25 protein-coding genes are annotated in these 26,156 nt (G+C 63.4%); 20 read left to right on the top strand and 5 right to left on the bottom strand.

Annotated elements, in window-relative coordinates; translation table 11 throughout:
- Positions 1-137 precede the first annotated feature (137 nt).
- A complete protein-coding gene (locus tag IG169_RS17730; protein WP_193177571.1) occupies positions 138-3,944 on the top strand; it encodes a vitamin B12-dependent ribonucleotide reductase in 3,807 nt (1,268 codons plus the stop codon).
- Positions 3,945-4,021: 77 nt separating this feature from the next.
- Positions 4,022-5,002 (top strand): DUF2971 domain-containing protein, encoded by a 981-nt coding sequence (locus tag IG169_RS17725; RefSeq protein ID WP_193177570.1) that lies wholly within the window; start codon positions 4,022-4,024, stop codon positions 5,000-5,002.
- A 601-nt stretch (positions 5,003-5,603) separates the two neighbouring features.
- Here IG169_RS17725 and IG169_RS17720 read toward each other — a convergent pair.
- The gene (locus tag IG169_RS17720) at positions 5,604-6,497 is read right to left on the bottom strand and encodes a DMT family transporter (protein ID WP_193177569.1); all 894 of its coding nucleotides are present in this window, start codon (positions 6,495-6,497) and stop codon (positions 5,604-5,606) included.
- A gap of 141 nt (positions 6,498-6,638) precedes the next feature.
- On the opposite strand from IG169_RS17720, the gene IG169_RS17715 reads away from it, so the two are divergent.
- From IG169_RS17715 to IG169_RS17700, 4 genes are all read left to right on the top strand, one after another.
- Entirely contained in the window at positions 6,639-7,952 is a 1,314-nt protein-coding gene (locus tag IG169_RS17715; RefSeq protein WP_210326092.1) for an MFS transporter, read from the top strand.
- A gap of 10 nt (positions 7,953-7,962) precedes the next feature.
- Entirely contained in the window at positions 7,963-8,976 is a 1,014-nt protein-coding gene (locus IG169_RS17710; protein WP_193177568.1) for a ribonuclease Z, read from the top strand.
- 87 nt (positions 8,977-9,063) lie between these two features.
- Entirely contained in the window at positions 9,064-9,762 is a 699-nt protein-coding gene (locus tag IG169_RS17705; RefSeq protein WP_210326091.1) for a hypothetical protein, read from the top strand.
- 109 nt (positions 9,763-9,871) lie between these two features.
- The gene (locus tag IG169_RS17700) at positions 9,872-10,546 is read left to right on the top strand and encodes a spermidine synthase (RefSeq protein ID WP_193177567.1); all 675 of its coding nucleotides are present in this window, start codon (positions 9,872-9,874) and stop codon (positions 10,544-10,546) included.
- Here IG169_RS17700 and IG169_RS17695 read toward each other — a convergent pair whose 3' ends face one another.
- The gene (locus IG169_RS17695) at positions 10,547-10,927 is read right to left on the bottom strand and encodes a DUF6481 family protein (RefSeq protein ID WP_193177566.1); all 381 of its coding nucleotides are present in this window, start codon (positions 10,925-10,927) and stop codon (positions 10,547-10,549) included.
- 199 nt (positions 10,928-11,126) lie between these two features.
- Between IG169_RS17695 and IG169_RS17690 the strand changes: the two genes are divergently transcribed.
- The 4 genes from IG169_RS17690 to IG169_RS17675 all read left to right on the top strand — a co-directional run bounded on the left by IG169_RS17690 (position 11,127) and on the right by IG169_RS17675 (position 15,322).
- Positions 11,127-11,858 carry a gamma-glutamylcyclotransferase gene (locus IG169_RS17690; protein ID WP_193177565.1) on the top strand — a complete coding sequence of 244 codons (732 nt, stop codon included), beginning with the start codon at positions 11,127-11,129 and terminating at the stop codon, positions 11,856-11,858.
- A gap of 110 nt (positions 11,859-11,968) precedes the next feature.
- A complete protein-coding gene (gene ftsH, locus IG169_RS17685) occupies positions 11,969-13,789 on the top strand; it encodes an ATP-dependent zinc metalloprotease FtsH (RefSeq protein ID WP_193177564.1) in 1,821 nt (606 codons plus the stop codon).
- A gap of 84 nt (positions 13,790-13,873) precedes the next feature.
- Complete coding sequence (locus tag IG169_RS17680; protein WP_193177563.1) at positions 13,874-14,665, top strand: metallophosphoesterase; 792 nt, start codon at positions 13,874-13,876, stop codon at positions 14,663-14,665.
- A 438-nt stretch (positions 14,666-15,103) separates the two neighbouring features.
- Positions 15,104-15,322, top strand: a complete 219-nt coding sequence (locus IG169_RS17675; protein WP_193177562.1) for an alkylphosphonate utilization protein — start codon at positions 15,104-15,106, stop codon at positions 15,320-15,322.
- Positions 15,323-15,477: 155 nt separating this feature from the next.
- On the opposite strand, the gene IG169_RS17670 is transcribed toward IG169_RS17675, so the two are convergent.
- Positions 15,478-15,816: a hypothetical protein gene (locus tag IG169_RS17670; RefSeq protein WP_193177561.1), complete on the bottom strand. Its 339-nt coding sequence runs from the start codon at positions 15,814-15,816 to the stop codon at positions 15,478-15,480.
- 211 nt (positions 15,817-16,027) lie between these two features.
- Between IG169_RS17670 and IG169_RS17665 the strand changes: the two genes are divergently transcribed.
- The 5 genes from IG169_RS17665 (at position 16,028) to IG169_RS17645 (ending at position 17,776) form a co-directional block, all read left to right on the top strand.
- Complete coding sequence (locus IG169_RS17665; protein ID WP_246717433.1) at positions 16,028-16,195, top strand: DUF3563 domain-containing protein; 168 nt, start codon at positions 16,028-16,030, stop codon at positions 16,193-16,195.
- 81 nt (positions 16,196-16,276) lie between these two features.
- Positions 16,277-16,696: a hypothetical protein gene (locus tag IG169_RS17660; protein WP_193177560.1), complete on the top strand. Its 420-nt coding sequence runs from the start codon at positions 16,277-16,279 to the stop codon at positions 16,694-16,696.
- A gap of 156 nt (positions 16,697-16,852) precedes the next feature.
- The gene (locus IG169_RS17655; protein WP_193177559.1) at positions 16,853-16,993 is read left to right on the top strand and encodes a hypothetical protein; all 141 of its coding nucleotides are present in this window, start codon (positions 16,853-16,855) and stop codon (positions 16,991-16,993) included.
- A 296-nt stretch (positions 16,994-17,289) separates the two neighbouring features.
- Positions 17,290-17,475 (top strand): hypothetical protein, encoded by a 186-nt coding sequence (locus tag IG169_RS17650; RefSeq protein WP_193177558.1) that lies wholly within the window; start codon positions 17,290-17,292, stop codon positions 17,473-17,475.
- Positions 17,476-17,590: 115 nt separating this feature from the next.
- Positions 17,591-17,776 (top strand): hypothetical protein, encoded by a 186-nt coding sequence (locus tag IG169_RS17645; RefSeq protein WP_193177557.1) that lies wholly within the window; start codon positions 17,591-17,593, stop codon positions 17,774-17,776.
- A 31-nt stretch (positions 17,777-17,807) separates the two neighbouring features.
- Here IG169_RS17645 and cckA read toward each other — a convergent pair whose 3' ends face one another.
- A complete protein-coding gene (gene cckA, locus IG169_RS17640; RefSeq protein WP_193177556.1) occupies positions 17,808-20,366 on the bottom strand; it encodes a cell cycle histidine kinase CckA in 2,559 nt (852 codons plus the stop codon).
- A gap of 182 nt (positions 20,367-20,548) precedes the next feature.
- Here cckA and IG169_RS17635 point away from each other — a divergent pair, with 182 nt between their 5' ends.
- A complete protein-coding gene (locus IG169_RS17635) occupies positions 20,549-21,571 on the top strand; it encodes a flagellar biosynthetic protein FliO (RefSeq protein WP_193177555.1) in 1,023 nt (340 codons plus the stop codon).
- Between the two features lie 54 nt (positions 21,572-21,625).
- Here the strand turns inward: IG169_RS17635 and dksA are convergent, their stop codons facing one another.
- Positions 21,626-21,991, bottom strand: a complete 366-nt coding sequence (gene dksA / locus IG169_RS17630; protein ID WP_193177554.1) for an RNA polymerase-binding protein DksA — start codon at positions 21,989-21,991, stop codon at positions 21,626-21,628.
- Positions 21,992-22,367: 376 nt separating this feature from the next.
- Here dksA and IG169_RS17625 point away from each other — a divergent pair, with 376 nt between their 5' ends.
- The 4 genes from IG169_RS17625 (at position 22,368) to IG169_RS17610 (ending at position 26,149) form a co-directional block, all read left to right on the top strand.
- Positions 22,368-22,874 carry a SixA phosphatase family protein gene (locus tag IG169_RS17625; protein ID WP_193177553.1) on the top strand — a complete coding sequence of 169 codons (507 nt, stop codon included), beginning with the start codon at positions 22,368-22,370 and terminating at the stop codon, positions 22,872-22,874.
- Between the two features lie 88 nt (positions 22,875-22,962).
- Positions 22,963-24,414: a YcjX family GTP-binding protein gene (locus IG169_RS17620; RefSeq protein WP_193177552.1), complete on the top strand. Its 1,452-nt coding sequence runs from the start codon at positions 22,963-22,965 to the stop codon at positions 24,412-24,414.
- Positions 24,411-25,493 carry a YcjF family protein gene (locus tag IG169_RS17615; RefSeq protein ID WP_193177551.1) on the top strand — a complete coding sequence of 361 codons (1,083 nt, stop codon included), beginning with the start codon at positions 24,411-24,413 and terminating at the stop codon, positions 25,491-25,493. Before IG169_RS17620 ends, IG169_RS17615 begins: the two co-directional genes overlap by 4 nt.
- Positions 25,494-25,615: 122 nt before the next feature.
- Entirely contained in the window at positions 25,616-26,149 is a 534-nt protein-coding gene (locus tag IG169_RS17610; protein WP_428982262.1) for a hypothetical protein, read from the top strand.
- Positions 26,150-26,156: the final 7 nt, after the last annotated feature.

Raw genomic sequence — 26,156 nt, 5'->3', positions numbered from 1 at the left:
CCGAAGGGACATGCTCTTGCGCCAGCGGAGTGGGACCGGGCCGTACGAACGGCCCGAACGGGAACGCGTGTGCCGCAATATCGGCTTTTGCCGGAGATGCAGACACACTATATATAGAGGGACGAAGGTTAGAGACCATGCGCATTGAACGCCGGTTTACCAAAGAAGGTCAGTCACCCTACGCCGAAATCGCCTTCCGCAAGGCCACGAGCGAGATCAGGAACCCGAACGGGTCCATCGTGTTCCGCTTGGAAGACATCGACGTGCCCTCGCAGTTCAGCCAGGTGGCGGCAGACATCCTTGCCCAGAAATATTTCCGCAAGGCAGGCGTTCCCGCGCGGCTGAAAAAGGTCGAGGAGAATTCCGTCCCGTCCTGGCTGTGGCGCTCTGAGCCCGACGAAAAGGCGCTCGCCAAGCTCCCCGAGGACGAGCGTTTCGGCTCCGAGATCGACGCCCGCCAGGTCTTCGACCGGCTCGCCGGCACCTGGACCTACTGGGGCTGGAAAGGCGGCTATTTCGACTCCGAGGACGACGCCCGCACCTTCTTCGACGAGCTCTGCTACATGCTCGCCACCCAGCGCGTCGCGCCCAACTCGCCGCAATGGTTCAACACCGGCCTGCACTGGGCCTATGGCATCGACGGCCCCGGCCAGGGCCATTTCTATGTCGACCCCTTCACCGGCAAGCTGAAGAAATCCGATTCGGCCTACGAGCATCCGCAGCCGCATGCCTGCTTCATCCAGTCGGTCGGCGACGACCTCGTCAATGACGGCGGCATCATGGATCTGTGGGTCCGCGAGGCGCGCCTGTTCAAATACGGTTCCGGCACCGGCTCCAACTTCTCGCAGCTGCGCGGCGAAGGCGAGCGCCTGTCGGGCGGCGGCAAGTCGTCAGGCCTGATGAGCTTCCTGAAGATCGGCGACCGCGCCGCCGGCGCCATCAAGTCGGGCGGCACCACGCGCCGCGCCGCCAAGATGGTCGTCGTCGACATCGACCACCCCGATATCGAGCAATATATCGACTGGAAGGTCAACGAGGAGCAGAAGGTCGCCGCCCTCGTCACCGGCTCCAAGACCGTCAAGAAGCACATGACCGCCGTCATGAAGGCCTGCGTCAATTGCGAGGCCGACAATGACGACTGCTTCGATCCGGGCAAGAACCCGGCGCTCAAGCGCGAGATCAAGGCCGCCAAGAAGGCGATGGTGCCCGAGAACTACATCAAGCGGGTGATCCAGTTCGCGCGTCAGGGCTACACCGACATCGAGTTCAAGACCTACGACACCGACTGGGATTCCGAGGCCTATCTGACCGTCTCCGGCCAGAACTCCAACAACTCGATCTCGGTCAAGGACGAGTTCCTGCGCGCCGTCGAGAGCGATGGCGAGTGGAACCTGATCAACCGCCGCGACGGCAAGGTCGCCAAGACGGTTGCTGCCCGCGAATTGTGGGAGCGCGTCGGCTACGCCGCCTGGGCGTCGGCCGATCCGGGCATCCACTTCAACACCACGATGAACGACTGGCACACCTGCCCGGCGGAAGGCCCAATCCGCGCCTCCAATCCGTGCTCGGAATACATGTTCCTCGACGACACGGCCTGCAACCTGGCCTCGGTCAACCTGCTGCAGTACCGCGACGTGAAGTCCGGCAAGTTCGACATCGCCGCCTACGAGCACACCGTGCGGCTGTGGACGATCGTGCTGGAAGTCTCCGTCATGATGGCGCAGTTCCCGTCGAAGCGCATCGCGGAACTGTCCTACAAGTACCGCACGCTCGGCCTCGGCTACGCCAATATCGGCGGCCTGCTGATGACCTCTGGCATTCCCTATGACAGCGACGAGGGCCGCGCCATCTGCGGCGCGCTGACCGCGATCATGACCGGCATCGCCTATGCGACCTCGGCCGAAATGGCCGGCGAGCTCGGCCCCTTCCCCGGCTACAAGCCGAACGCCAAGAACATGCTGCGTGTCATGAAGAACCATCGCCGCGCCGCCTATGGCGAGGCGCAGGGCTACGAGGATCTCGCCGTCAATCCGGTGCCGCTCAAGGCCTCCGACTGCCCGGACGCCGAGATGATCGCCCACGCCAGGGCCGCCTGGGACAAGGCGATCGAGCTCGGGAGCAAGAACGGCTACCGCAACGCCCAGGCCACCGTCATCGCGCCGACCGGCACGATCGGCCTCGTCATGGACTGCGACACCACCGGCATCGAGCCCGATTTCGCGCTGGTCAAGTTCAAGAAGCTCGCCGGCGGCGGCTACTTCAAGATCATCAACCGCGCCGTGCCGGAAGCCTTGCGCACGCTGGGCTATGCCGAGCACGAGATCGCCGAGATCGAGGCCTATGCCGTCGGCCATGGCACGCTCGACCAGGCGCCGGCCATCAATCCGACGACGCTGCGCGCCAAGGGCTTCTCCGAGGCGACGATCGACAAGATCAATTCCTCGCTGAAATCGGCCTTCGACATCAAGTTCGTCTTCAACCGCTGGACCATCGGCGACGAGCAGATGGCCGCGCTGATGATCCCCGAGGAGAAGCTCTCCGATCCCGCCTTCGACCTGCTCATCCATCTGGGCTTTTCGAAGAAGGACATCGAGGCCGCCAATATCCACATCTGCGGGGCGATGACGCTGGAAGGCGCGCCGCACCTCAAGGAAGCGGATTACGCGGTCTTCGATTGCGCCAATCCCTGCGGCAAGGTCGGCAAGCGCTATCTCTCGGTCGACAGCCATATCCGCATGATGGCCGCCGCCCAGCCCTTCATCTCGGGCGCCATCTCCAAGACGATCAACATGCCCAACGATGCGACCGTCGACGAGTGCAAGCAGGCCTACATGCTGTCCTGGAAGCTCGCTCTCAAGGCCAACGCGCTCTATCGCGACGGCTCGAAACTGTCGCAGCCGCTCAACGCCTCGCTGATCGAGGACGACGAGGACGAGGACGACGTGGTCGAGGCGATCGCCGAGGCGCCCGCAGCACAGCGCGCCATGGAGATCACCGAGCGCATCGTCGAGCGCGTGATCGAGAAGGTCGTGCGCGAGCAGGAGAAACTGCCGACGCGCCGCAAGGGCTACACCCAGAAGGCCAAGATCGGCGGCCACACGGTGTTCCTGCGCACCGGCGAATATGACGACGGCCGCCTCGGCGAGATCTTCCTCGACATGAACAAGGAAGGCTCGACGCTCCGGGCGCTGATCAACAACTTCGCCATCTCGGTGTCGCTCGGCCTGCAATACGGCGTGCCGCTGGAGGAATATGTCGACGCCTTCGTCTTCACCAAGTTCGAGCCGGCCGGCATGGTCCAGGGCAACGACGCCATCAAGTCGGCGACGTCGATCCTCGACTATGTCTTCCGCGAACTGGCGATCTCCTATCTCGGCCGCCACGACCTCGCCCATGTCGACCAGTCGGAATTCTCGACGACGACGCTCGGCAAGGGCATCGCCGACGGCAAGACGCCGGTGTCCAGCGGCCTGACCCGCGGCCACAAGCTCTCCGTCGTCTCCGGCAAGTCGGATGCGCCGGCCGGCTCGGCCGGCGGCGTCCCGGCCAAGGCCACCGCGCCCAAGGCCTCCAACGTCAACACCGTGACGGCGGTCGCCGGCGTCTCGGCCAAGTCGTCGCTTGCCGCCAAGCCGGTCTCCGAACTGTTCGAGGAAACCTCGGCCTTCAAGCGCGACTACGAGGAGCGCCAGGCCGACTTCCAGGCCGAAACCGGGGCGGTGACGGAAGCCGAGGCCGCCAGGGCCGAAGCCACCGGCCTGTCGCCGGTCTCCGAGCGCGAGGCGCAGGCCGAGCTCAAGAAGATCGAGGCCGACCGCCGCATGAAGGCGATGATGCAGGGCTATACCGGCGACATGTGCCCGGAATGCTCCAACTTCACCATGGTGAGGAACGGCACGTGTTTGAAGTGCGACACGTGTGGGAGCACGTCAGGGTGTAGTTGAGGTTCTAGGGTATAATAATCGCAGCCCGGGGCAACCCGGGCTGATTGCTTTCAGACCGTTCCTCGTGAGGAGTGCCTTTGACAGACCAAAAGGCCGAAATGATCTTGGGAAAAGTACGAAAGATCTATGATGATATAGATCCAAATATACATTTCCCAACACAGCGCCCAATTTTGGCCCACTACACCTCTCTAGAAGTTGGGGAGAGCATTCTTAGGAATAGCGAGATATGGCTCTCCAATCCGTTATTTATGAACGATTACGAGGAACTATCGTTCGGGCTAGAGATGGGAAAGAAACTTATAGAGGAGTCTACAGAACTCAAATCCGCCTTCGCAGATAGCGATCTATATTTTGAATTCATATCCAATTTTCTAGGATATTACGATAGATTTGAACAAGAAGAAGCGTTAAATGTATTTGTCGCGTGCCTCTCCATGCAAAATAGAGAGGACGAAGATGGCATCCTTTCAATGTGGCGAGGGTATGGGCACAATGGAAAAGGCATCGCATTGATTTTCGACAGCAGTGAGCTTACCGCCCTGCAAGGAAGCCCGCTCACGCTTGCACCAGTTCATTACGCATCAACAAAAGACAGAGTAGATTACCTATCTGCTCGTGTGAATTATTTTTGCTCAATAATTTCCAAAATAGAGTGGGAACGACGTTATATTTATCTCGCCGCATTTTCATTTTTTCAACGCATTTTATTATATTCTATATTCACTAAACATATTGGATTTGCAGAAGAAAACGAATGGCGTATAGTATACTTGCCGTCTGAAGATAAAGAGAAAATTCTAGTGCCTATGATCGGCTATCACCACGGTCCCCGAGGCATCGAACCCAAAATGCGCCTTAAAATTGAGGCAATGCCAGGCGTGACAGCCGACAATTTTGTATTTGAGAATATCATTCACTCATTGCTTCTCGGCCCCACGGGGGCATCAAAGCTTGCCGAAAGTTCTTTCAAGAGAATGTTGCAACTGCTCGGCAGACCCGAATTAGTCAGGAAGGTCCGCTCGTCGAAGATTCCATTTCGTCCGACACCTCAATAGAGGTGATGCAACCTATTGAATGCAGATGCTGACGATTAGCCACTACATCTGACCCACACTCCGTCATCCTCGGGCTTGACCCGAAGACCCACGGCCAAGGAAATTCAGTTACCCAACACCAGATAAAGATCGTTCCAGTCCGGGTTCATCGCCTCGATCAACCTGTTCTGTCACTGGCGGCTACCGCCCCGATAGTGGTTGAAGACTTCGGATATTGTCTTATCCGCCAAACGTCGCTGCTGGTCTGTGGGCGGTTTGGCCGCCTCGAATCCAATCTGTCCAGGCAAGCCATTTCTCTTTGACACTACGAGATAGGAGATGTCCGGCCGGCCTTCCGCTGTCTCTCCCCTCGAGATATCGTCAAGAATAGGTTTCCAAGGCCCCCGTGGCGGGATACCCAGCGCCTCACCCAGCTCGCCGTAGGTGATTGTGCGACCTTCGTTTGCACATTGCTGGAGTATCGCAATTATTTCGTTGCGCCGATCAGCGTAGTGTATTTTGCGCACCATTTCTGTCCTTGCTACTCCATTCAGCATCGTTGCCGTGGATCCTCGGGTCAAGCCCGAGGATGACGAAGCGTGGGGCCGCCAACACTGCACCCTCACCCCGCCTCGCGCGTCGCCACCTTGCTCTCCCGCCAGACGATAAACACGCCGCTGGCGATGATCACCGCCGCGCCGGCATAGGTCAGCACGTCGGGGATTTCGCCCCAGAACAGCCAGCCCAACAGCGTCGCCCAGATCAGCGCGGTATAGTCGAACGGCGCGACCACCGCCGCCGGCGCGAAGCGGAAGGCCTGCGTCATCATGGTGATGCCGACGGTGCCGAACAGCGCGATGCCGAAAAACAGCCACACATCCTCGGCCCGCACGGGCGTCCAGAAAAACGGCACGACCAGCGCGCTGACCAGCGCCCCGGCCCCGGTCAGGTAGAGCATCAGCGTCCAGACCGACTCGCGCCTGTCGACCCAGCGCGCGCTGATCATCAGCGCCGCATAGAGGAAGGCGGTCGCCACCGGAAACAGCGATGCGGCCTGGAACGTGGCGCTGCCGGGGCGCACGACGATCAGCACGCCGGCGAACCCGGCGAGAACCGCCGTCCAGCGCCGCCATCCGACATGCTCCTTGAGCACGATCGCCGACAGCGCGGTGATGAAGACGGGCGCCACGAAGATCAGCACCGTCGCCTCGGCGAGCCCGAGATAGCTGAGCCCGGTGAAGAACAGCGTCGCCGCGCCGATCCACAACGCGCCGCGCACCAGATGGGTGGCCGGCCGGTGCGACCGCAACGCCGAGCGGCCGCCCATTCGCCACGCGATCAGGATCGCGATCGGCAGGGCGACGAGATTGCGGATGAACAGGATCTGGATCGGCAGGTAGCCGGCGGTCAGCGCCTTGGCGATGGCGTCATTGACGCACAGGCAGGCGACGCCGGCCGCCATCAGCCCGATGCCGGTGACCGTCTGCGACGGCGCGCCTCTCGTGGCCTTCTGCATGTTGCCGCTCCCCTCCGTCCCGGACACACAGCTTCCCTATCGCCTGCGAGCAAAGAGATAAATCCTCGTTTGTCAGGAGATCGCCGCCGCCCCCGCCTTGCACCCCCGCCCCGTGACCTTTATCCCGAAAGGCCACAAGCGATGGGAGAGTCTTCCTCGATGGCGCCGGGCACGGGCAAAGCGCAACCGCCGGAACTCCGGCACCGCATCATGGCCGGGTTCATCGGCAATGTGGTCGAGTGGTACGACTTCGCGCTTTACGGCTACCTGGCCGGCATCATCGCGCCCGTCTTCTTTCCCTCCGACGCCCCGACGGCCGGGCTGATCGCGACCTACGGAATCTTCGCCGCCGGCTTCATCATGCGCCCGCTCGGCGCAGCGGCCTTCGGCTGGTTCGGCGACCGCTACGGCCGCGCCCGCACCATGCAGATTTCGGTGGTGATGATGGCCCTGCCGACGCTGCTGCTCGGCCTTTTGCCCTCCTATGCCACGGCCGGCGTCATCGCCCCCGTTCTTCTGGTGCTGGTCCGCCTGCTGCAGGGCCTGTCGGTCGGCGGCGAGTTCTCCTCCTCGGTCACCTATCTGGTCGAGACCGCGCCCGAGGGAAAACGCGGCCTGACCGGCAGCTGGGCCAATATCGGCTCGATGTCGGGTTCGCTGCTCGGCGTCGGCACAGCGGCGCTGGTCACCAATGTCTTCTCGCCGGAGACCGTGGCCGACTGGGCCTGGCGCCTGCCCTTTCTCGGCGGCGCGCTGATCGGCACCGCCGCGATCTGGCTGCGGCGCAACCTGCACAATTCGCAGCGTTTCCAAGAGCATCACGAGGGCCGCGACGAAACCTCGCCGCTTCTCGAAGCCTTCACCACCAACCGCCACGAGACCCTGCTGGCGCTCGCCTTTGCGGCCAGCTACGGCACCTGTTTCTACATCGCCTTTGTCTATCTGCCCGAATGGCTGTCGGCGCAGGGCCTGATGGCGCGCAGCACGGCGCTCGCCATCAACACCGGCATGACGGTCCTCGTCATTCCCGCCATGCCCCTCCTCGCGGTCGTCGGCGACCGGTGGCTGCCGCGCCGCACCTGGATCGCGCTGGCGCTGTCGGGCCTGGCGCTTGCCGCCTGGCCGCTGCATGAATGGATGCTCGTCTCCGGCGGATCGCTCGCCGCGATCCTCGCCACCCATTTCCTCGCCTTCGCGCTGCTCTCGGTGCCGCTCGGCTCCGCCCCGGCCCTGTTCGTCGAGATGTTCCCCGAGCGCGACCGCCTGTCGGGCTATTCCGTGGCCTTCAATGTCGGCGTCGGCGTATTCGGCGGGCTGACGCCGATGATCGCGACCAGCCTGATCGCCGTCACCGGCGCGGCCACGGCGCCCGCGCTCTACATGACCGTCACGGCCCTGGTCGCGGTCGCCGCGCTCGCGCTCACGCCCGACCGCAGCCGCGCGCCGCTGCGCTAGGCCTCCCGCCATGCGGCCCAAGTTCTACCCTTCCCTCGTCAATGACCGCTTCGGTGATCCGGTCGTCTTCGTCGATTTCCTTCTCGAACGCCGCGCCATCCTGTTCGATCTCGGCGACATCCATGCGCTGCCCGCCCGCTCGGTCTTGCGCGTCTCCGACGTCTTCGTCTCGCACACCCATATCGACCATTTCGCAGGCTTCGATCGCCTGCTGCGCCTGTCCGTCGGCCGCGATCGGCTGATCCGCCTCTATGGCCCGCCGCGCTTCATCGCCAATGTCGAGGCGAAGCTCGCCGCCTATACCTGGAACCTCGCCGAAACCTTTGTCGACGACCTCGTCTTTGAGGTCGTCGAACTGGAGGATGCCGAGAACTGCCGCGCGGCGCGCTTTCGCCTGACCAGGCGCTTTGCTCGCGAGGACCTCGGCAGCCGGAAGCTGCGCGATGGCGTGCTGCTCGACGAACCGTCGCTTTCCGTGAGAGCCGCCATGCTGGAGCACCGTACGCCCTGCCTCGCCTTTGCCTTGCAGGAGCCGGAGCATATCAATGTCTGGAAGAACCGGCTGGACGAGCGCGGCTTCGTCACCGGGCCGTGGCTGGCGGAACTGAAGGCGGCAATCTTCGAGCGCAAGCCCGACGACACGCCGATGCGCGTCGGGCTCGCCTCCGGCGGCGAGCGGGCGCTGCCGCTCGGCGAGCTGCGCCGGGATCTCGTCACCATCACCGCCGGCCAGAAGATCGCCTACGTCGCCGACGCGGCCTTTTCGCCTCCCAACCGCCGCGCCATCGTCGATCTGGCGCGCGACGCCGACACGCTCTTCATAGAGGCTGCTTTCGCCGCGCAAGACGCGGAGATCGCCGCCGGCCGGGCGCACCTGACGACGGCGCAGGCCGGCGAACTGGCCCGTCTCGCAAATGCCGTCCGCGTCATCCCCTTCCACTTCTCGCCGCGCTATGCCGGCGAGGAGGCCTGCATGCTGCGCGAGGTGGAGGATGCGTTTGCCGGAAAGCCGGAGTTGGCATAAGCCGCCAAGCGGAGCCTCGACGTGTAAGGCGAGGGATTCCGCAGAAAACTAATCCACCGTCCTCCCGCCTCCCTTACCCTTGTCCGAATGACGAACGCGCAAGGAAGCACGATCAACTGGGACAGGGCGATTGCCCGCAACCGCGATGCGCTTCTGCGCATTCTCGCGGCGCTGTTCGCCATGGCCGGTCTGGTTGACGGGGAGTCCGGCGCGACTTTGCCGCGCCATCTCCACAATCACATCCTGCGCATTCTCCGTGCGGCCGAATCCGCCGTCCGCCGCCTCATCGTGATCGCCGCGCGCGATGTTGTTGTAGTGGTGGCGGTGAAACCGCGCAATCCCGCCACCACACCATCCACCACAACAACCACATCCACCCCCGCAGTTCTCGCCCTTCCCCTGCTCGATCCGCGCAAGCGCTTCGATTTCCGCCCGCCCAGCCGCCGCGCGAAATCCTTCCCGCGCATCTGCGTCATCGGCATTTCCGAGCCGCGCCCGATCCCCGAAATCCGGAACCCCACGCCCGACGACGAGATCGACGCCACCCGCCTCCACCGCCGGCTTGCCGGGCTGAAAGCAGCGTTGGACGATCTCGACGGCCATGCCAAACGCCTCGCCCGCTGGCGCGCCAAACGCGATCTCGGATTGAACCGAAGCAAATATTTCTCGCCAATGCGCCCCGGCTGGCCGCCCGGCCGACGCAAGCGGGCGTTTCACGAAGTCGACGATGTCCTGCGCGAGTGCCATTCGCTGGCGCATGACGCGCAGCGCGAGGATACGTCGTAACGCGCCCGCCCTATCTGCTTCTTCAACTCCGGCTCGCCGGGAGAGCGCGGAGGTGACACCGCTTGCGCGGCGCTGCTAAGGAAGCCCCGCACACAAGGAACCCGCCAACATGCAGCCATGGATCGAGCTCGACACCGCGACCGTCCCCGGAGACGGCGGGCAGTTGCGGCTGAAACGGCGCGGCGACGAGTTCTCGATCATGGCCGGCGCCATCGAACTGATGAACAGCCGCCTCTCCAGCTCGGAGGAAGCGCTGGCGCGACTTGCCTGCGACAGGATCCGCAGCCGCAAAAACCCGAAAATCCTGATCGGCGGCCTCGGCATGGGCTTCACGCTGCGCGCCGCGCTGGCGGAAACGGGAGACGGCGCCGATATCGCCGTCGCCGAACTCGTGCCGGCGGTGATCGCCTGGGCGCGCGGGCCGCTGGCCCCGGTTTTCGCCGGCAGCCTCGACGATCCGCGTGTGCAAATTCATGAAGGCGATGTCGGCGAGCTAATCGGCCGGGAAGACGCCGGCTGGGACGCCATCCTGCTCGATGTCGACAACGGCCCCGAGGGGCTGACCCGCGCGGAAAACGACAGCCTCTACGGCTATAACGGCCTTGCCGCCGCGCACCGGGCGCTGCGCCCCGGCGGCGTGCTCGCCGTCTGGTCGTCGCACCGCAGCCCGGGCTTCACCAGGCGGCTGAGTGCGTCCGGCTATCTCGTGGAAGAGGTCGCGACGCGAGCGCGCGGCAAGCGCGGCGCGCGCCACGTCATCTGGATCGCCGCAAAACCGGGCTGATCAGCGCTGGCGGGCCTTGCGCGCCGCGTAACGTTCGTCCCGCTTCGCCTTCATGGCGGCCGCATCGGCGATGGTGCGCTCGATGCGGGCCTTTTCTTCCGCCTCGCGGGCGATCGCTTCCGCATTGGCGGCGGCATAGGCAGCTTCCGCTTCGGCAGCGGCCTCGGCGGCCTTGCGTTCCTGCTCCTCGATCTTCGCCCGCTCGCGTTCGGCGCGGCGCTCTTCGCGCGCCTTCGTCATCGCCGCGCGCTCGGCGCGCTTGGCGACCACTTCCGGATCGTCGACCTTCGGCGCCGTCTTGAATTTCTCCAGAAGCTTTTTCTTGGCCTCGGCTGCGTCCTGACGGCGGTCGGTGAAGTTCGTGTGTGCCTGGTTTCTCAAACGAAAGTTATCCCTGGTTGGATTTGATGCCGGTACGGCAAGCCGCCGGGAAGGCGGTCCGGGGGTTATCTGCCGTCCCGGAGGCCCAAGTACAACCCCGCCCGGCGGATTTGGCGCAAATATTCCTCCCCGCACGGATGACAGACCGCGCGGCGCCGCTCTATTGAAGGACCGCACCGGACGGACCACATATGACGCCGTGACAGAGACACCCGACCCCTTCGTCCATCATCCCGTCCTGCGCGACATGATCATCGATCCGCAGGCGTCCGCCTTCCGCACCTTCGATCCGTCCGACCTCGACGAACAGATGAAGGCGCAGGGCATGCCCGAGACCTGGCGCTACAGCGACGCCAGGCGCGAAGAGATACGCCGCGAGGCGCTGGAGGGGCGGCTCAGCGAGGACCTCTGGGTCTTCGCCTATGGTTCGCTGATGTGGAACCCGGCCTTCCTGTTCGCCGAGGTCCGGCGCGGTCGCGTCGACGGCTACGAGCGCTCCTTCTGCCTCAAGGACACGCGCGGCGCGCGCGGCAACAGCGAGAGGCCCGGCCTGATGGCGGCGCTCGACAAGGCGGACGGCCATTGCAACGGCCTCGCCTATCGAATCGAAGCCCGGATCGCCGACCATGAAACGGAAATTCTCTTCAGGCGCGAAATGCTCTCCGGTTCCTACGTGCCGGCCTTCGTCCCCGTCGATACCGATCACGGCACGGTCGAGGCGCTGACCTTCGTCGCCAATCACGACTCCGCCAATATCCGCACCGATATCGCGCACGAGGACCGGGTCTGCTTCATCGCCACCGGCTCCGGACGGCTCGGCACGAGTTTGGAATATCTCGAAAACCTCGCCAGCCATTTCGAGGCGCTGAAGATCGACGATCCGCACGTCTTCGGCCTGCTGGCGGAAGTCCGCGCCTGGCTGGCGCGCTGATCGCACGCTTCGCCGCCGGTGTAAAAAATCTGCGCGCCGCACTGGCAGCGCAAGCGCTCCCGAGACTATCTTCGGTCACGACTACCCCGCCCGCGCACCGGAGAACGGACATGGACAAGAAGATACAGTTCAACGTCTGGTACTGGATTGCGGCCTTTCTCGCCGTGATGCTGTTCCAGTATGTCTATGTCTCGACCACCCAGATCGCACAAATCCCTTATAGCGAGTTCGAGACCTATCTGGCCGACGACAAGATCGCCTCGGTCGCCGTCTCCGACCGCTTCATCCAGGGCCGCTTCAAGGAACCGCAGGACGGCAAGCCGATGTTCGTCACGACGCGCGTCGACCCGGCTTTCGCCGATGCGCTGAAGAAGCACGATATCGTCGTCACCGGGCAGGTCGAAAGCACCTTCCTGCGCGACCTCCTGTCATGGGTGGTCCCGATCGCGGTGTTCGTCGGCATCTGGATGTTCATGCTGCGGCGCATGGGCAGCGGCGGCGGCATCGGCGGGCTGATGCAGATCGGCAAGTCGAAGGCCAAGGTCTATGTCCAGTCTGACACCGGCGTGAATTTCTCCGACGTCGCCGGCGTCGACGAGGCCAAGGACGAGCTCAAGGAAATCGTCGACTTCCTGAAGGACCCGAAATCCTATGGCCGCCTCGGCGGCCGGATGCCGAAGGGCGTGCTTCTCGTCGGCCCGCCCGGCACCGGCAAGACGCTTCTGGCAAGGGCCGTCGCCGGCGAGGCGGGCGTGCCCTTCTTCTCCATTTCCGGCTCGGAATTCGTAGAGATGTTCGTCGGCGTCGGCGCCGCGCGCGTGCGCGACCTGTTCGAGCAGGCCCGCGGCAAGGCGCCGGCGATCATCTTCATCGACGAACTCGACGCGCTCGGCCGCGCCCGCGGCATCGGCCCGCTTTCCGGCGGCCATGACGAGAAGGAGCAGACGCTCAACCAGTTGCTCGTCGAGCTCGACGGCTTCGACCCGTCCTCCGGCCTTGTCCTGCTGGCCGCCACCAACCGCCCCGAAATCCTCGATCCTGCGCTGCTGCGCGCCGGCCGCTTCGACCGCCAGGTCCTTGTCGACCGGCCCGACAAGATCGGCCGCGTGCAGATCCTCGACATCTACCTGAAGAAGGCGACGCTCGCCCCCGATGTCGATGCCGGAAAGATCGCGGCGCTGACCCCGGGCTTCACCGGCGCGGACCTCGCCAATCTCGTCAACGAGGCGGCGCTGCTGGCGACGAGGCGCAGGGCGGATGCCGTGACGATGGAGGATTTCAACAACGCCGTCGAACGCATCGTCGCCGGGCTGGAGAAGCGCAACCGGCTGCTCAATCCCAGGGAACGCGAGATTGTCGCCCATCACGAGATGGGCCACGCCCTCGTCGCCATGTCTCTTCCCGGCGTCGACCCGGTCCACAAGGTGTCGATCATCCCGCGCGGCGTCGGCGCGCTCGGCTACACCATCCAGCGCCCGACCGAGGACCGCTTCCTGATGACGCTGAAGGAACTGGAAAACAAGATGGCCGTGCTGCTTGGCGGCCGCGCCGCCGAATGGATAATCTACGGCCACCTGTCGACGGGCGCCGCCGACGATCTCGTCAAGGTCACCGACATCGCCCGCGCCATCGTCACACGCTACGGCATGACCGAAAAGCTCGGCCACGTCGCGCTCGATCGCGACCGCAGGACCATGCTCGGACCGAGCGAGGGCTTTCCGGCCACCACCGAGCACGACTATTCCGACGAGACCGCGGCAAAGATCGACGAGGAGGTGCGCCGCATCGTCGACGATACGTTCGAGCGCACCGTCGCCATCCTGAAGGAGCGGCGCGGCGAACTGGAACGTTCGGCCGAGTTGCTTCTGGAAAAGGAAACGCTCGGCGAGGACGATCTGAGCCAGTTCGCGCGCAAACAGGCAGCCGCCTGATCTGAGCGCCGGCTCGCCCGCCCCATTCTGCGCGCAAGCATGGCATAGTGAAATTGTCGCGAGATTTGAAAAGCACGAAACCCCATGCCCTCTGCGTCCTCTGTCATCTATGCCATCGGCGACGTCCATGGACGGCGCGACCTGCTGGAAAGATTGCTTTTGGCGATAGAGGATGACGCCGCCCGGCACGGCGCACGGTGGCGGATCGTCTTCCTCGGCGACATCATCGACCGCGGCCCGGAAAGCCGCCAGGCGATCGATCTCGTCATACGCACCCTGCATGGCGTTCCCGGCTCGCAGCTCATCCTCGGCAATCATGAGGAGTTCCTGCTGCGCTTCCTCGATCAGCCGGAGGAGCGTCGGCAGATCGGCGAGCTCTGGCTCCGCAATGGCGGCGAGGAGACACTTGCCTCTTACGGCATCGACCTCAGCATCTCCCCGGACGAGATCGCCGCGCGCCTCGCCGAGGAATTTCCTGCACATGTCGAGGCATTGCGGTCGGCGGAGTGGCGGGTCGAAACCGAGCGCTATTTCCTTGTCCATGGCGGGGTCGACCCGCAGGTCCGCCTCGACCGGCAGGATCCGGAGACGACCCGCTGGATCAGGCACGAATTCCTCGATTTTACCGGACCGCTGCCGAAGGTCGTCGTGCACGGCCACACCCCGACCGACTCCTTCCTGCCGGAAGTCCACGCCAACCGTATCGGGATCGACACCGGTGCGGTTTTCTCCGGTCACCTCACCTGCGCGTTCCTCGACGAGAGCGATTTGCCGCCGCGCTTTCTCGCCACCGACGATCACGGCCCGACGATCGAAGTCACCGAGGTCCGCCCCGCTACATTCGCGTCATCGCCACCGCATGTGGCGCTGCGGTAAAGCCACGGCGCAACGGCGTCATCCGGGCTGCCGCCGGCCGGCGCCCTTACCCGCCGTTTTTCCTTTTCAGTTCGCGGTTTCGGATCGATATCCACCACAGATATCCGACACCGATGAAAAACACGCCCATGCTGATGAATAAGCTTGGAAAAAACAGGATCACGAACATCCGGTCCGAAATATCCATCTTATCCTCCCCTAACCGAGATCTGCGCGCCTCGGCGCGTCGATTTCAGGCCCGAACGGAATTGTCCCCTCAAACCACAACCCCGCGGACGATGCGCTTGGCATATGGCCCGCGTCTTCCAAACTATATCAATCGAGACTTGGGGGCCATGCGGACCGCTGATTTTCGGCGGCCGGACGGCACGAAGCCCTTTCCCTGCCCTGTCCGGCCCGTTATGGCTCGCGGCAACGACAAGCAGAGGCAATTATCACATGAGCGATGAAACCCGCGATTCCAACGGCACGATCCTTGCCGACGGCGACAATGTCACCGTGATCAAGGACCTGAAGGTGAAAGGCACGTCGTCGACCATCAAACGCGGCACGCTGGTCAAGGGGATCCGCCTGACCGGTAATCCGGATGAAGTCGAATGCCGCGTTGCCAAGATCAAGGGCCTGGTGCTGCGCACCGAGTTTCTGAAAAAGGCATGACGGCGTAAATTCTTGCCGCGTGAAGCACGACGCGGATACCGGGAACGCGAAGCGGTGCGCGTTCATGATTTGCCCCCCGGGCAGGATCGCGCCCAGGCAATGCTGATTTGGCGCAAGGATGTTCGGTCGGCAAATGGCGAGGCGCCCGCTTCCCTCTAGCGATCGGAAGGGACGTCCCAGCAATAGGTTCCCTGCAAAGGTGGAGGCGGTTCTTCCAACGGCCCGTCCGGCGAGCAAATCCATACCGCGGGATAATCGAGCGGCGCCTTGCGGCACTCGGTCTCGGCAAAGGCCTTGCGCCGGGCGCATTCCTCGCGCGTATCGTATCTGCGCGCCGCCCAACCATCGATCTCGTGACCGGGGCGCCATTCGCCATTCACGTTAAAGAAGACGTTCAGCCACCATGACCGTTCGCCACCGCTTGCCCCGGTAGCTGGGAAAACGACAAGGGCTATGATCGCCAATATCGCGAAACGCCCTCGCCCACTCGCCATTCCCGCCGCCCCCGGTTTCAAACTACCCTCACGGAATAAAGCGAAAACCACACGACGGCCACCACCGCGAGCATGAAAATATCCGCCGACCTTGTCGTCAATCGCGGGAAGAATTCGGGCCGCCATACGCAAACTGCATGGCTGCCGTGCATTTGCATGCCTGTAAATTGCTGCGGCGCAGCATCATATTGGCTGCAAACAAAGGAGAAGAATGATGAGCAAGAACCGCTTTTCCAGGACCTTCGGACGCATCGCTGATGCGCTGCAAGGTCAGTCGCGCCAAAAGATCGAAACCGAATATCTGAACGGTTCGGCCTCGATCTACGATCTCGAGCGCCGTATACAGGAAATCGAGCGCGGCAAGTTCCGCAACTTCTGATTTGCGGGAGTACGCGCGCCCGGCTGACGACGGGCGTGGATGATCTTTGCGAGCCGGGCAATACGTGGCAGGTTTTGCCGCATGATCCGGTTCACCATTTGCCTGGCTCTGGCCTCGGTCAGCCCCGCCCATGCCGGCGAGCTTTCCCGTTTCGAGGGAAAATATGTCGGTTGCGCCGTCAGCGCCGATGAATGGGTGCCGATCGCGACGACCCTGACGGTGACCGGAGAGACGGTTTCCGGCGACTACGTCTTCATCGAAACACCTGGCCGATGGGTGCCGGGAAAGCTCGCTTTGGCCGCGCGCGGGGACGATGACCGTCTCGTTTTCTCGTGGAGTGACGTTTACGGCACCGGATCCGCGTCCTTCGTCTTTTCGAGCGACGGCGCCCGTTTCGACGGGTTCTGGACCGGCACCAACGGCCCCGACCGCTATCCCTGGAACGGCGTCCGCCAAGGCTCCGGCCTCGTCCCGCCCGACTGCACGGCTCCGGTCGGCTGACAATTCGAAACGCGTCGCTTTCAAGACAAGGTGTGTCCCGAAGCGACACGATACATGCCCGCACGGCATGGCAGGGATGCGCCGACGGCTCTGGTCGCCAACCACCGGAAGGTGTACCGGGCCGCATCAAAAAAGAAAAATGACGGGGTAACAACGATGAGCAATCGTGGCATCTTCATTGCCTATACGGGCATGCTGAATACTGCCGCGCGCCGCGAAGACGCCGGCCATGCTGCCGCGCCGCACTCGCGCCGCCGCAAGGCGAGCTTTGCCGCACGCCTGTTCCGCCGCGCCTGAGCGCAGCGAGACACGACAACGGACATGAACGGGGCGCCTCGGAGACGGGGCGCCCCGTTTCGTTGCGCGGACGCGGCTTACGAAAGATTAACGTGACCGCTCGGGCTGATCCGGATAATTTAAAGCGACGTAAACAGGGTCGGTGAGACGCTGCATCGTAACGCAGACGTGAAAAAGCGTTGCTTGCAGGAACCGTTCCAAAGATGGAGCGTTGACACTGCGTCAACCGGCACGCGCATTGGATGCCCGCACCGAGGTGCCACATGCATCAGGACGACAGGCAAAGGAGAAACGCCATGTCCACCCGTCCCAACCTCCTCCTCGATCTTGCCCGGATCATGATCAAGCAGGCCAAGCTTCTGAAGGCCCAGGGATTGTTTTCCGAAGCGCGCGGAATGGCACGCCGTGCCATCGAACTCAACCATGTCGGCCACGCGTCCATGCGGCTTCAGCCGATACCTGTGAAGGCGCGTCGCCGCTGATTTCGGCGACCATCGCGTTCTTCCGCCGCGGAAAACAACAAGGTTCGCGCAAGCAGCGCATGCCTTACTGTCACGGCAGCCCGGAATGGATCGGGTCAAAAAAGAAGAAAACGCCATGATGGTCGAACCGCAGAAACTCGAGAACATCGCATTCGCGATCCACCAACAGGCAGGCCTGCTTCGCAGGGCCGGCCGCATCTCCGAAGCCAACGGCATGGAACGGCGCGCAACCGAACTGCGCACGCTGATCGCGGCGCGTCAGCCCGGAAACCTGATGGAATTTCACCGCGAAGCCGCCTGACTTTCCCGGCAACACTTCTGCTCAGCGCCCGTCAGGCGCCGTCTTCGAGCATTTCCTTGACGGTCGTCGCCAGCTGCTTGAGCGAGAACGGCTTGGGCAGGAACCCGAACTTGGCGTCCTCGGGAAGGTTCTTGGAGAACGCGTCCTCGGCGTAGCCCGACACGAAGATGAACTTGATGTCGGGATGGGTCTTGCGCAGTTCCGTCAACAGCGTCGGCCCGTCCATCTCCGGCATCACGACGTCTGATACCACGATATCGACCTTCCCGCCCAATTCCTCCATGATTTCAAGCGCTTCGACGCCGCTTGATGCTTCGTGCACGGTATAGCCGCGCGACGTCAGAGCCCGCACGCCGCCCATGCGCACCGCATCCTCGTCCTCGACGAGCAGCACGGTCGCCGTTCCCGAAAGATCACGTTTCTTTTCCGATTCCGGCTCGAGCGGCTTTTCCGCCGGCGCGTCGGTCTCGGCCGCAATGTGCCGCGGCAGAAAGATCCGGAAGACGGTTCCCCGGCCGAGATTCGAGTCGGCGTAGATGAAGCCGCCGGTCTGCTTGACGATGCCATAGACCATCGAAAGCCCGAGCCCCGTACCCTTGCCCACTTCCTTGGTGGTGAAGAACGGCTCGAAGATCTTTTCCAGGACGTCCGGCGCGATACCGGTGCCGGTATCCTCGACTTCGATCATCACGTAGTCGCCGGGCGAGAAACCGCGATAGCCGAGTTCGCTGCATTCCTCGGTCGAGACGTTGCGCGTACGAATCGTCAGGTCGCCGCCGTCCGGCATCGCGTCGCGCGCATTGACGGCGAGGTTGACGATCACCTGTTCGAACTGCCCCAGATCGGCTTTGACCGGCCAAAGGTCGCGCCCGTGTTCAACCTGCAGATGGATCGAATTGCCGACAAGCCGCGACAGCAACATGCGCAGGTCCGCGAGCACGTCGGTCAGCGCCAGCACTTCGGGTCGAAGCGTCTGGCGGCGCGAGAAGGCCAGCAACTGGCGTACCAGCGAAGCCGCCCGGTTGGCGTTCTGCTTGATGTTCATGATGTCCGGGAAGGACGGATCCGACGGCCTGTGGCTGGTCAGCAGCAGGTCGGAGGCCATGATGATCGCCGTCAGCACATTGTTGAAGTCGTGCGCGATGCCGCCGGCAAGTTGTCCGACCGCCTGCATCTTCTGGCTCTGCGCCATCTGGGCTTCCAGCGCCTTTTGCTCGGTCGTGTCCATGGCATAGACGATCGCCGCCTCCTCCGAGGCGGTACCTTCCGCGCTGCCGCCATGGCCGGCAACCGCGTTGACGAAGACGCGCAGGTGCCGCTCGTCCGTGCCGGATTTCAGGACGGTGTCGAACGGCTCGATCTTGGCCTGGTTGGCGCGCGCCGCCGCAAAGGCCTTCTGGAATCGTTCGACGGCGTCGCCCTGCATCAGCGCCTCGAATTTGATATGGCCTTCCAGTGCATCCGGATCGGTGACCCCACCGAACAGGTTGAGGAACGGCGCATTGGTACGCAGCACCCGCCCGTCCTTGTCGAGCGCCGCGATCGCCATCGGCGTGGAATTGAAGAACCGCGTGAAACGGACTTCGGAACGGCGCAGGTCGTCCGCCGATTCGCCCACCTCCGAGCGGTTCAGGACAATCGTGCGCGTCGCCCCCATAAGCCCGTCGCGGTCTGCCTGGACACGGTGGATCAGTTGCACCGGCAGGCTGACGCCGTCGGCCCTGGCCAGTTCGAGATCGATGGTCGCGGTGCGCGCCATTCCCGCTTCCGCCCTGACGGCGTTGATCATCGCCATGCCGTCGCCCGCAACGATGTCGGTCACCGGGATGGATCCGGGCAGGAACGTGGTCAGGTCGATGCCGAGCCAGCCGGCCAGGGTCGCATTGATATACTGGATTCGCCCGTCGCTATCGGCCGAATAGAAACCGACCGGCGCCTGGTCGAGATAATCGATCGCCTTCTGCAATTCGAGAAAGGTCTGCTCCTGGTCGTCGCGCTCCGCGGTGATGTCGGCAAGCCGCCAGACCCTGAGCGGCCCGCCCTTGCCCGGCATTTTCAGGAGCCGGGTGGACGCCCGGTACCAGCGCGGACCGGTGTCATCGCGCTTGAGGCCGTTTTGCAGCCGGAATTCCTCGTCCGCCTCGAGACCCCTGATAACGTTGTTGGCAAGCCGGTAGACGGCGTTCGCGGCATCGTCGTGGCGCGACAGGACGGCCTCCGGCGCCTGCAGGTCCTCTGCCGCGGCCGCACCCGTCATCTCGCTATAGGCCTTGTTGGAATAGACGATGCTGCCCTTCGCATCGAGAATGCAGATCCCGTCCGCCATCGCATCGGCAAAGCTGCGCCCGATATCCTCGGCCCGCCCGCCCTGGGCGAATTCGACGAAACCGATCGCAGAGGCGAACAGATAGAATACGCCGACCATCGCAAGCAGGCCGAGCATCACCAGAAGGAAGGTGTCGTTCAGGTTCTCGCGGTAGAAGAACAGGAAAGCCGCCGCACCGAGCGACGCAACACCGAGGATAAGCAACCGGACCGCCGCGCTCGGAGGGTTGTTGTTGTGACCAAGCGCCCTGTACTCACCCGCCATTGCAGTTTTCCCGGCTTACGCCATTCCCCTCAAATCGCCGCAATGCGGCTTCTTTCTGGTTTGAATCACAAACCTGTACGGGGCGAAAGCCCTGCCGGGGAAATTTGTCATTCCGACCTGTCGTTGCTAACACCTTCGCGTGTTAGGCTTGGCGAAAACGCCGCATCATGGAGTAGCTTTGAATGTATGCCTGGTTGACCGAAGCCCTCGGCGCACAAAATGCGACATACGTGACCTACGGTATCGGAACGATCGTCGTTATCCTTCTTGCCTGGGTATTATGGTTCTGGACACGGCGCGTTTCCGGCGGCGTATTCATCCATGGGAGCCGCAGTCGCCAGCCCCGCCTCGCCGTCGTCGACGCCACGGCGATCGACAGCCACAGGCGGATCGTTCTCGTACGCCGCGACGATGTCGAACATCTCGTCATGATCGGCGGACACAATGACTTCGTGATCGAACGCGACATCGGCAAGGAAGCGCCGGCTCCGGCAATTTCGGCTCCGGCTGAAAAAGAAGTATCCGCCCCCGCGCCCGAAATGCCGGTCGCGCAGCAAGAAGCTCCGGCACCGGCGCCCGCAAGAGAGCTGCGCCTGCGCGAGAAAGCCGCCGTCGTTCCGCCGCCCGTACCTACACCGCCGGCCCCCGAGGCCGTCATGCCCGAGCCGGCACCGGAATCGGCGCCGCCGCGCGCAGCGCCCGTGCGCCGGCCCGAACCCGCGGCGAGCGAATTGCCCGGAGACTATGCCCAGCACGACACAACCGCGCCCGAACAGCCATCCGCTCCGGTGACGCGGCCGGCTGCCGAACCGGCACGCGTGGCAGGTGCGTTTTCCATGCTGCGCCGCAAGGAAACTAGGGAAGAGACCGTCGAGACCGAAGTCGCCAGGCCGACCGAGCCCGTCGAGTTCTCCGAAACGGTCGAGCCGGTACAGCCCCGCGCCGAGACAGCGCACGAACCGGAATACGAGCCTCCGGTTCCGGAAAGGGCCGTACCCTTCGCAACCCATCCGGCGTTTCAAAATCCGGTATACGAAGCCGAGGCGGAACTTGTCGCGGAAGAAGATCAGCGCATGCCGTCGCACAGTGACGAAGCGCGGACAGAACCGCGTGTCGACACCGCGGTTTCGGAAAAACCGGCCGCGGATGCTTCGCTCGAAGACGAAATGCAGAAGCTGCTGGCCGAACTCACCAGCAGGAAATGATCCGTGATCGCCGGAAATGAAACGGCCCGCTCTCAGGCGGGCCGTTTTCGTTGATCAGTCGTCGCGATAGACTTTCTCGCGGCGCTCGTGCCGCTCCTGCGCTTCGAGCGACAGCGTCGCGATCGGGCGCGCATCGAGCCGCTTCACGCCGATCGGTTCGCCCGTCTCCTCGCAATAGCCATACGTGCCCTCGTCGATGCGTTGCAACGCCAGATCGATCTTGTTGATCAGCTTGCGCTGGCGGTCGCGGGCCCGGAGCTCGATGGCCCGGTCGGTTTCCGACGACGCGCGATCGGCAAGATCGGGATGATTGGAGCTGTCGGACTGCATGTGATCGAGGGTTTCACGCGCTTCGCGCAGGATGTCGTTTTTCCACGCGAGTAGCTTTTTACGGAAGTAAGCGCGCTGCCGTTCGTTCATGAAGGGCTCGTCTTCGGCCGGTACATAGTCAGTAGGAACGTCGTGTGATGCCACTGATTCACTCCAGCATAGTGCCTTTGGCCGCTCTATAATCGCCTCGCGCCCTAGCGGCAAGTTCCGTTTGTGGGAATTCGCAATGAAGTGATCAAACCCTTGATGCCGACAATAAATGCGACGCTACCGCAAGCAAGAAAACCGCGGCAAAACCTTCCGGAAAGGTGCAAAATCCGCCAGATTCGCGGTCCGAAAGCGCGTTTCGCACGGCCTTTTCGAGCCCAAGCGCGAATTGCAGCCGTTCTTCCACAAACGTATCATTTGCGATACCGCGCGCATCGGGTTAATCGCATGATGACTTGCGCAGCGGGGGAGTTTCCGATTGAGCCGCCTTTTCCTGTTCCGTCACGGCAAAGCCGCATGGGCGCAGCCCGGAATGCGTGATTTTGACCGCGAGCTCGACGAGCGTGGCGTCGAGGAAGCCGAAGCAATGGGCAAGCTGATGCGCAAGCGGAAGCTCGTCCCCGACAAGGTGATCTGCTCTACCGCGATCCGGGCCGTCGAAACGCTCGAGGCGCTGAACAAGTCGCTGAATCTCGACGATGTCACCAGCTACGAACAAAATCTCTACGCAACCGACGCGCCCGGCTATCTCGAAATCGCCGCCGCGACCGGATTCGACGGCGATGTCATGCTGGTCGGCCACAATCCGATGCTGGAGGACGCCGCGCTGGCCCTGGCAAAGGCTGGAGACGAGGATGCGCTCGAAGCCCTGCAGATGGGATTTCGCACCGCCGGGCTTGTCGTGATCCGCTTTGACGGCCCGACCTCGGTCTTCACGACTGACACTGGATATCTCGAAGCCTATCTGACGCCGGCCGATGCCTGAACCCGCGCCGCGCACACCGCTTTTTTGAATCGGACATCCGAATACCTATATCGCTGGCACGAAACGCGGCGCGCGGGGACAGTGACAATTGACCAGACTGGTATCGCTTGGCGACGAGGCCCTCATCGCCATCGACACGATTGCCGACAGGGCAACGGGCCTGTTCGCGCCGAATGTCCGCATCGGCGTCACCGGCCTTTCGCGCGCCGGCAAGACCGTCTTCATCACCGCGCTGGTCCACAATCTCATTCACGGCGGCCGGCTGCCGCTGTTCGATCTCGCCCATTCCAACCGTCTTTCCCGGGCATTTCTCGAACCGCAACCCGACGACGGCGTCCCGCGCTTCGCCTATGAGAACCATGTCCGCGACCTCGTCGAAAACCGGATCTGGCCGGACTCGACGCGCGCCATTTCCGAATTGCGCCTGACCGTGGAGTACGAATCGGCGAGCGGCTGGAACCGGCTGGTATCCGGCGGGCGCCTGCACATCGATATCGTCGATTATCCCGGCGAATGGCTGCTTGACCTGCCCCTTCTCGGCAAGACCTACGAGGAATTCTCCGAGGAGGCCCTGGAACTCGCGGGCGCAGGCAGCCGCGCCGAACTCGCCGCGGACTATCACGCTCTTGCCGGCACCGCCGACCCGGATTCCGACGCCGACGAAGTCCTCGCCGAAAAGCTGGCGAACGCCTACAAGGACTATCTGCAATCCTGCCGCACAGACGGCCTGGCCCTGTCGACGCTGCCGCCCGGCCGTTTCCTGATGCCGGGCGAACTCGACGGCTCGCCCGCGCTTACCTTCGCGCCACTGCCGAAACGTGTCGAAAAACCAGGATCGGGCTCGCTCCAGGCAATGATGGAACGCCGCTTCGAATCCTACAAGGCGCTCGTCGTAAAGCCGTTCTTCCGCCAGCATATCACCCGGCTCGACCGCCAGATCGTGCTGATCGATGCCATGCACGCCATGAATGCCGGCCCGGAGGCGGTGCGTGACCTGGAGCGCGCGCTCGGCGACATCATGTCGTGCTTTCGCCCCGGCGGCGGCAACGTCCTGACCGGATTGTGGAAACGCACCATCGACCGCGTGCTCGTCGCCGCCACCAAGGCGGATCACCTTCACCACGAGGATCACCCGAAGATGGAGGCAATCGTGCGCCGCCTCGTGCAGCGCTCCATTTCAAGGGCCGGGCTCAGCGGCGCCCGGGCGGAAACGCTTGCGCTGGCCGCCGTACGCGCCACGCGCGAGGCGACCGTCCAGGAAGGCAAGGAACGACTTCCCGTCATCGTCGGCACACCGATCAAAGGCGAGACGATCGACGGAGAGTCCTTCGACGGAAAAACCGAAACTGCCATATTTCCCGGTGACTTGCCGGACAATCCGGATTCGATCTTTGAAGATGGCGCAGTCGCCGGCGCGCATCGCTTCGTGCGCTTCCGCCCGCCGAAACTCGAACGCAGCGCCGAGGGACTGACGCTGTCGCTGCCGCATATCCGGCTCGACAAGGCGCTGCAGTTCCTGATCGGAGACCGGCTGACATGACCGAAGACAAGACGCGCCGCAAACCGCGCGCATTTGCGATCGAACCGGAAAGGGAAGAAACGGTTTCCGCCATTTCCGCCGAAAAAACGGCTGCGCCACTGCGCAAACCGCGAGCGATCGCGCCCGGCCCGGCACTGGAAATGGAGCCGGAGGACTTCTTCGAACGCGAAGACCTGACCGCCGACCAAGCCGTGATCGAGGAGGTCGATCGCCAGAAGCGCGGATTTTCGCTTGCCTCGGTTGCGATCTCGGCCGTCGGCCTGTTCGCCAGCCTCGCCGCCGGACTGTGGATCGATTCCGTCGTCCGGGCCCTGTTCGCGCGCAACGAATGGCTTGGCTGGCTAGCGCTCGGCGTGGCCGGCCTGATCGCGGTCTCCGTGCTGCTCGTCGTGATCCGCGAGATCGCCGCCATGATGCGACTGCGGTCCGTCGACCATCTGCGCACGGAACTGGAAGACACCCTCGCCGGCTCCGACGACAAGGCCCTCTCCCGGGCAACGCGCAAGCTCGTCCATCACATGGCCGGCAATCCGAAATCGGCCGCCGGGCGCACGATCCTCGCCGAACAGCAGGGCGAGATCCTCGATGCCTCCGACTATTACGCGCTCGCCGAGCGCGAATTGTTCCGCAGCCTCGACCGGGATGCCTTCCTGCTGGTCATGGGCGCATCCCGGCGCGTATCGGTCGTCACCGCGGTCAGCCCGCGCGCCTTCCTCGACATTCTCTACGTGATCTACGAGAATTTCCGGCTCGTGCGCCGCATGTCGGAACTCTATGGCGGGCGAACGGGCGCACTGGGCAATTTCCGCCTGTTTCGCAAGGTGCTCGGCCATCTCGCCGTCACCGGCGTCGCCAGCATCGGCGACGGCCTCGTACAGCAGGTTGTCGGCCATGGCGTCGCGTCACGCCTGTCGGCGCGCCTCGGCGAAGGCGTCCTCAACGGGCTGATGACCGCGCGCGTCGGCATATCGGCAATGGAAGTATGCCGCCCCGCGCCTTTCCACGCCGTCGCGCGACCGAAACTGTCGGCGGTGCTGTCAAACCTGACGGCCGCGAAAGACAACGGGAAAAAGGCCTGAACGCGCCATGTAACACAACGTGAGTGTCGTTTGGCCGGGACTGGTGCGATTCACAAAGCATGTGTTAACCATTCCGCTTAATGATGCGCCTACCGCATTGCCGATTATGAGAGCCACCCGCCATGCTTCTTCGTTCGATGGCCATTTCCGCCCTTGCCCTCGCGACCACGGCTTTCGCCGCCGCGCCGTCGAGCGCCAATGATCGCGATGCCCGGTTCTTCCGCCAGATCGAGGGCAAGTGGCGCGGACCCGGCGAGATCGTCGCCGGTAAATACAAGGGCACGAAATTCACCTGCGAATTCAACGGTCTCACGCCCGATGACAAGCTCGGCATGACGCTCGACGGCGGCTGCCGCGTCGGCGTGTTCACGCAGAAAATGAACGCCACCGTCAAGCGCAAGGGCCGCTCCTATGTCGGCCATTTCCTCGATGGCGCCGAAGGCGAAGGTCTCGACGTCGTTGCCGGCGCCGTGTCGCCCAGTCATGTCGTGCTGACCCTGAAGCGAAAGCAACTCGACGGCGCCATGCTGGCGCGGCTGGCGTCCGACAACCAGCTCAACATCACCGTCTCGGTGAATGTCGGGAAATCTCTTGTTCCGGTGATCGGCATGAAGCTCGACCGCATCAATTCCCTCGCCGCCGAAACGTCGGACTAGCGCCGCT

Source organism: Oricola nitratireducens, from assembly GCF_014904745.1.
Classification (GTDB): Bacteria; Pseudomonadota; Alphaproteobacteria; order Rhizobiales; family Rhizobiaceae; genus Oricola; species Oricola nitratireducens.
The sequence above is the reverse complement of the archived record's forward strand: the minus strand, read 5'-3'. Positions and strand labels throughout refer to the sequence as shown.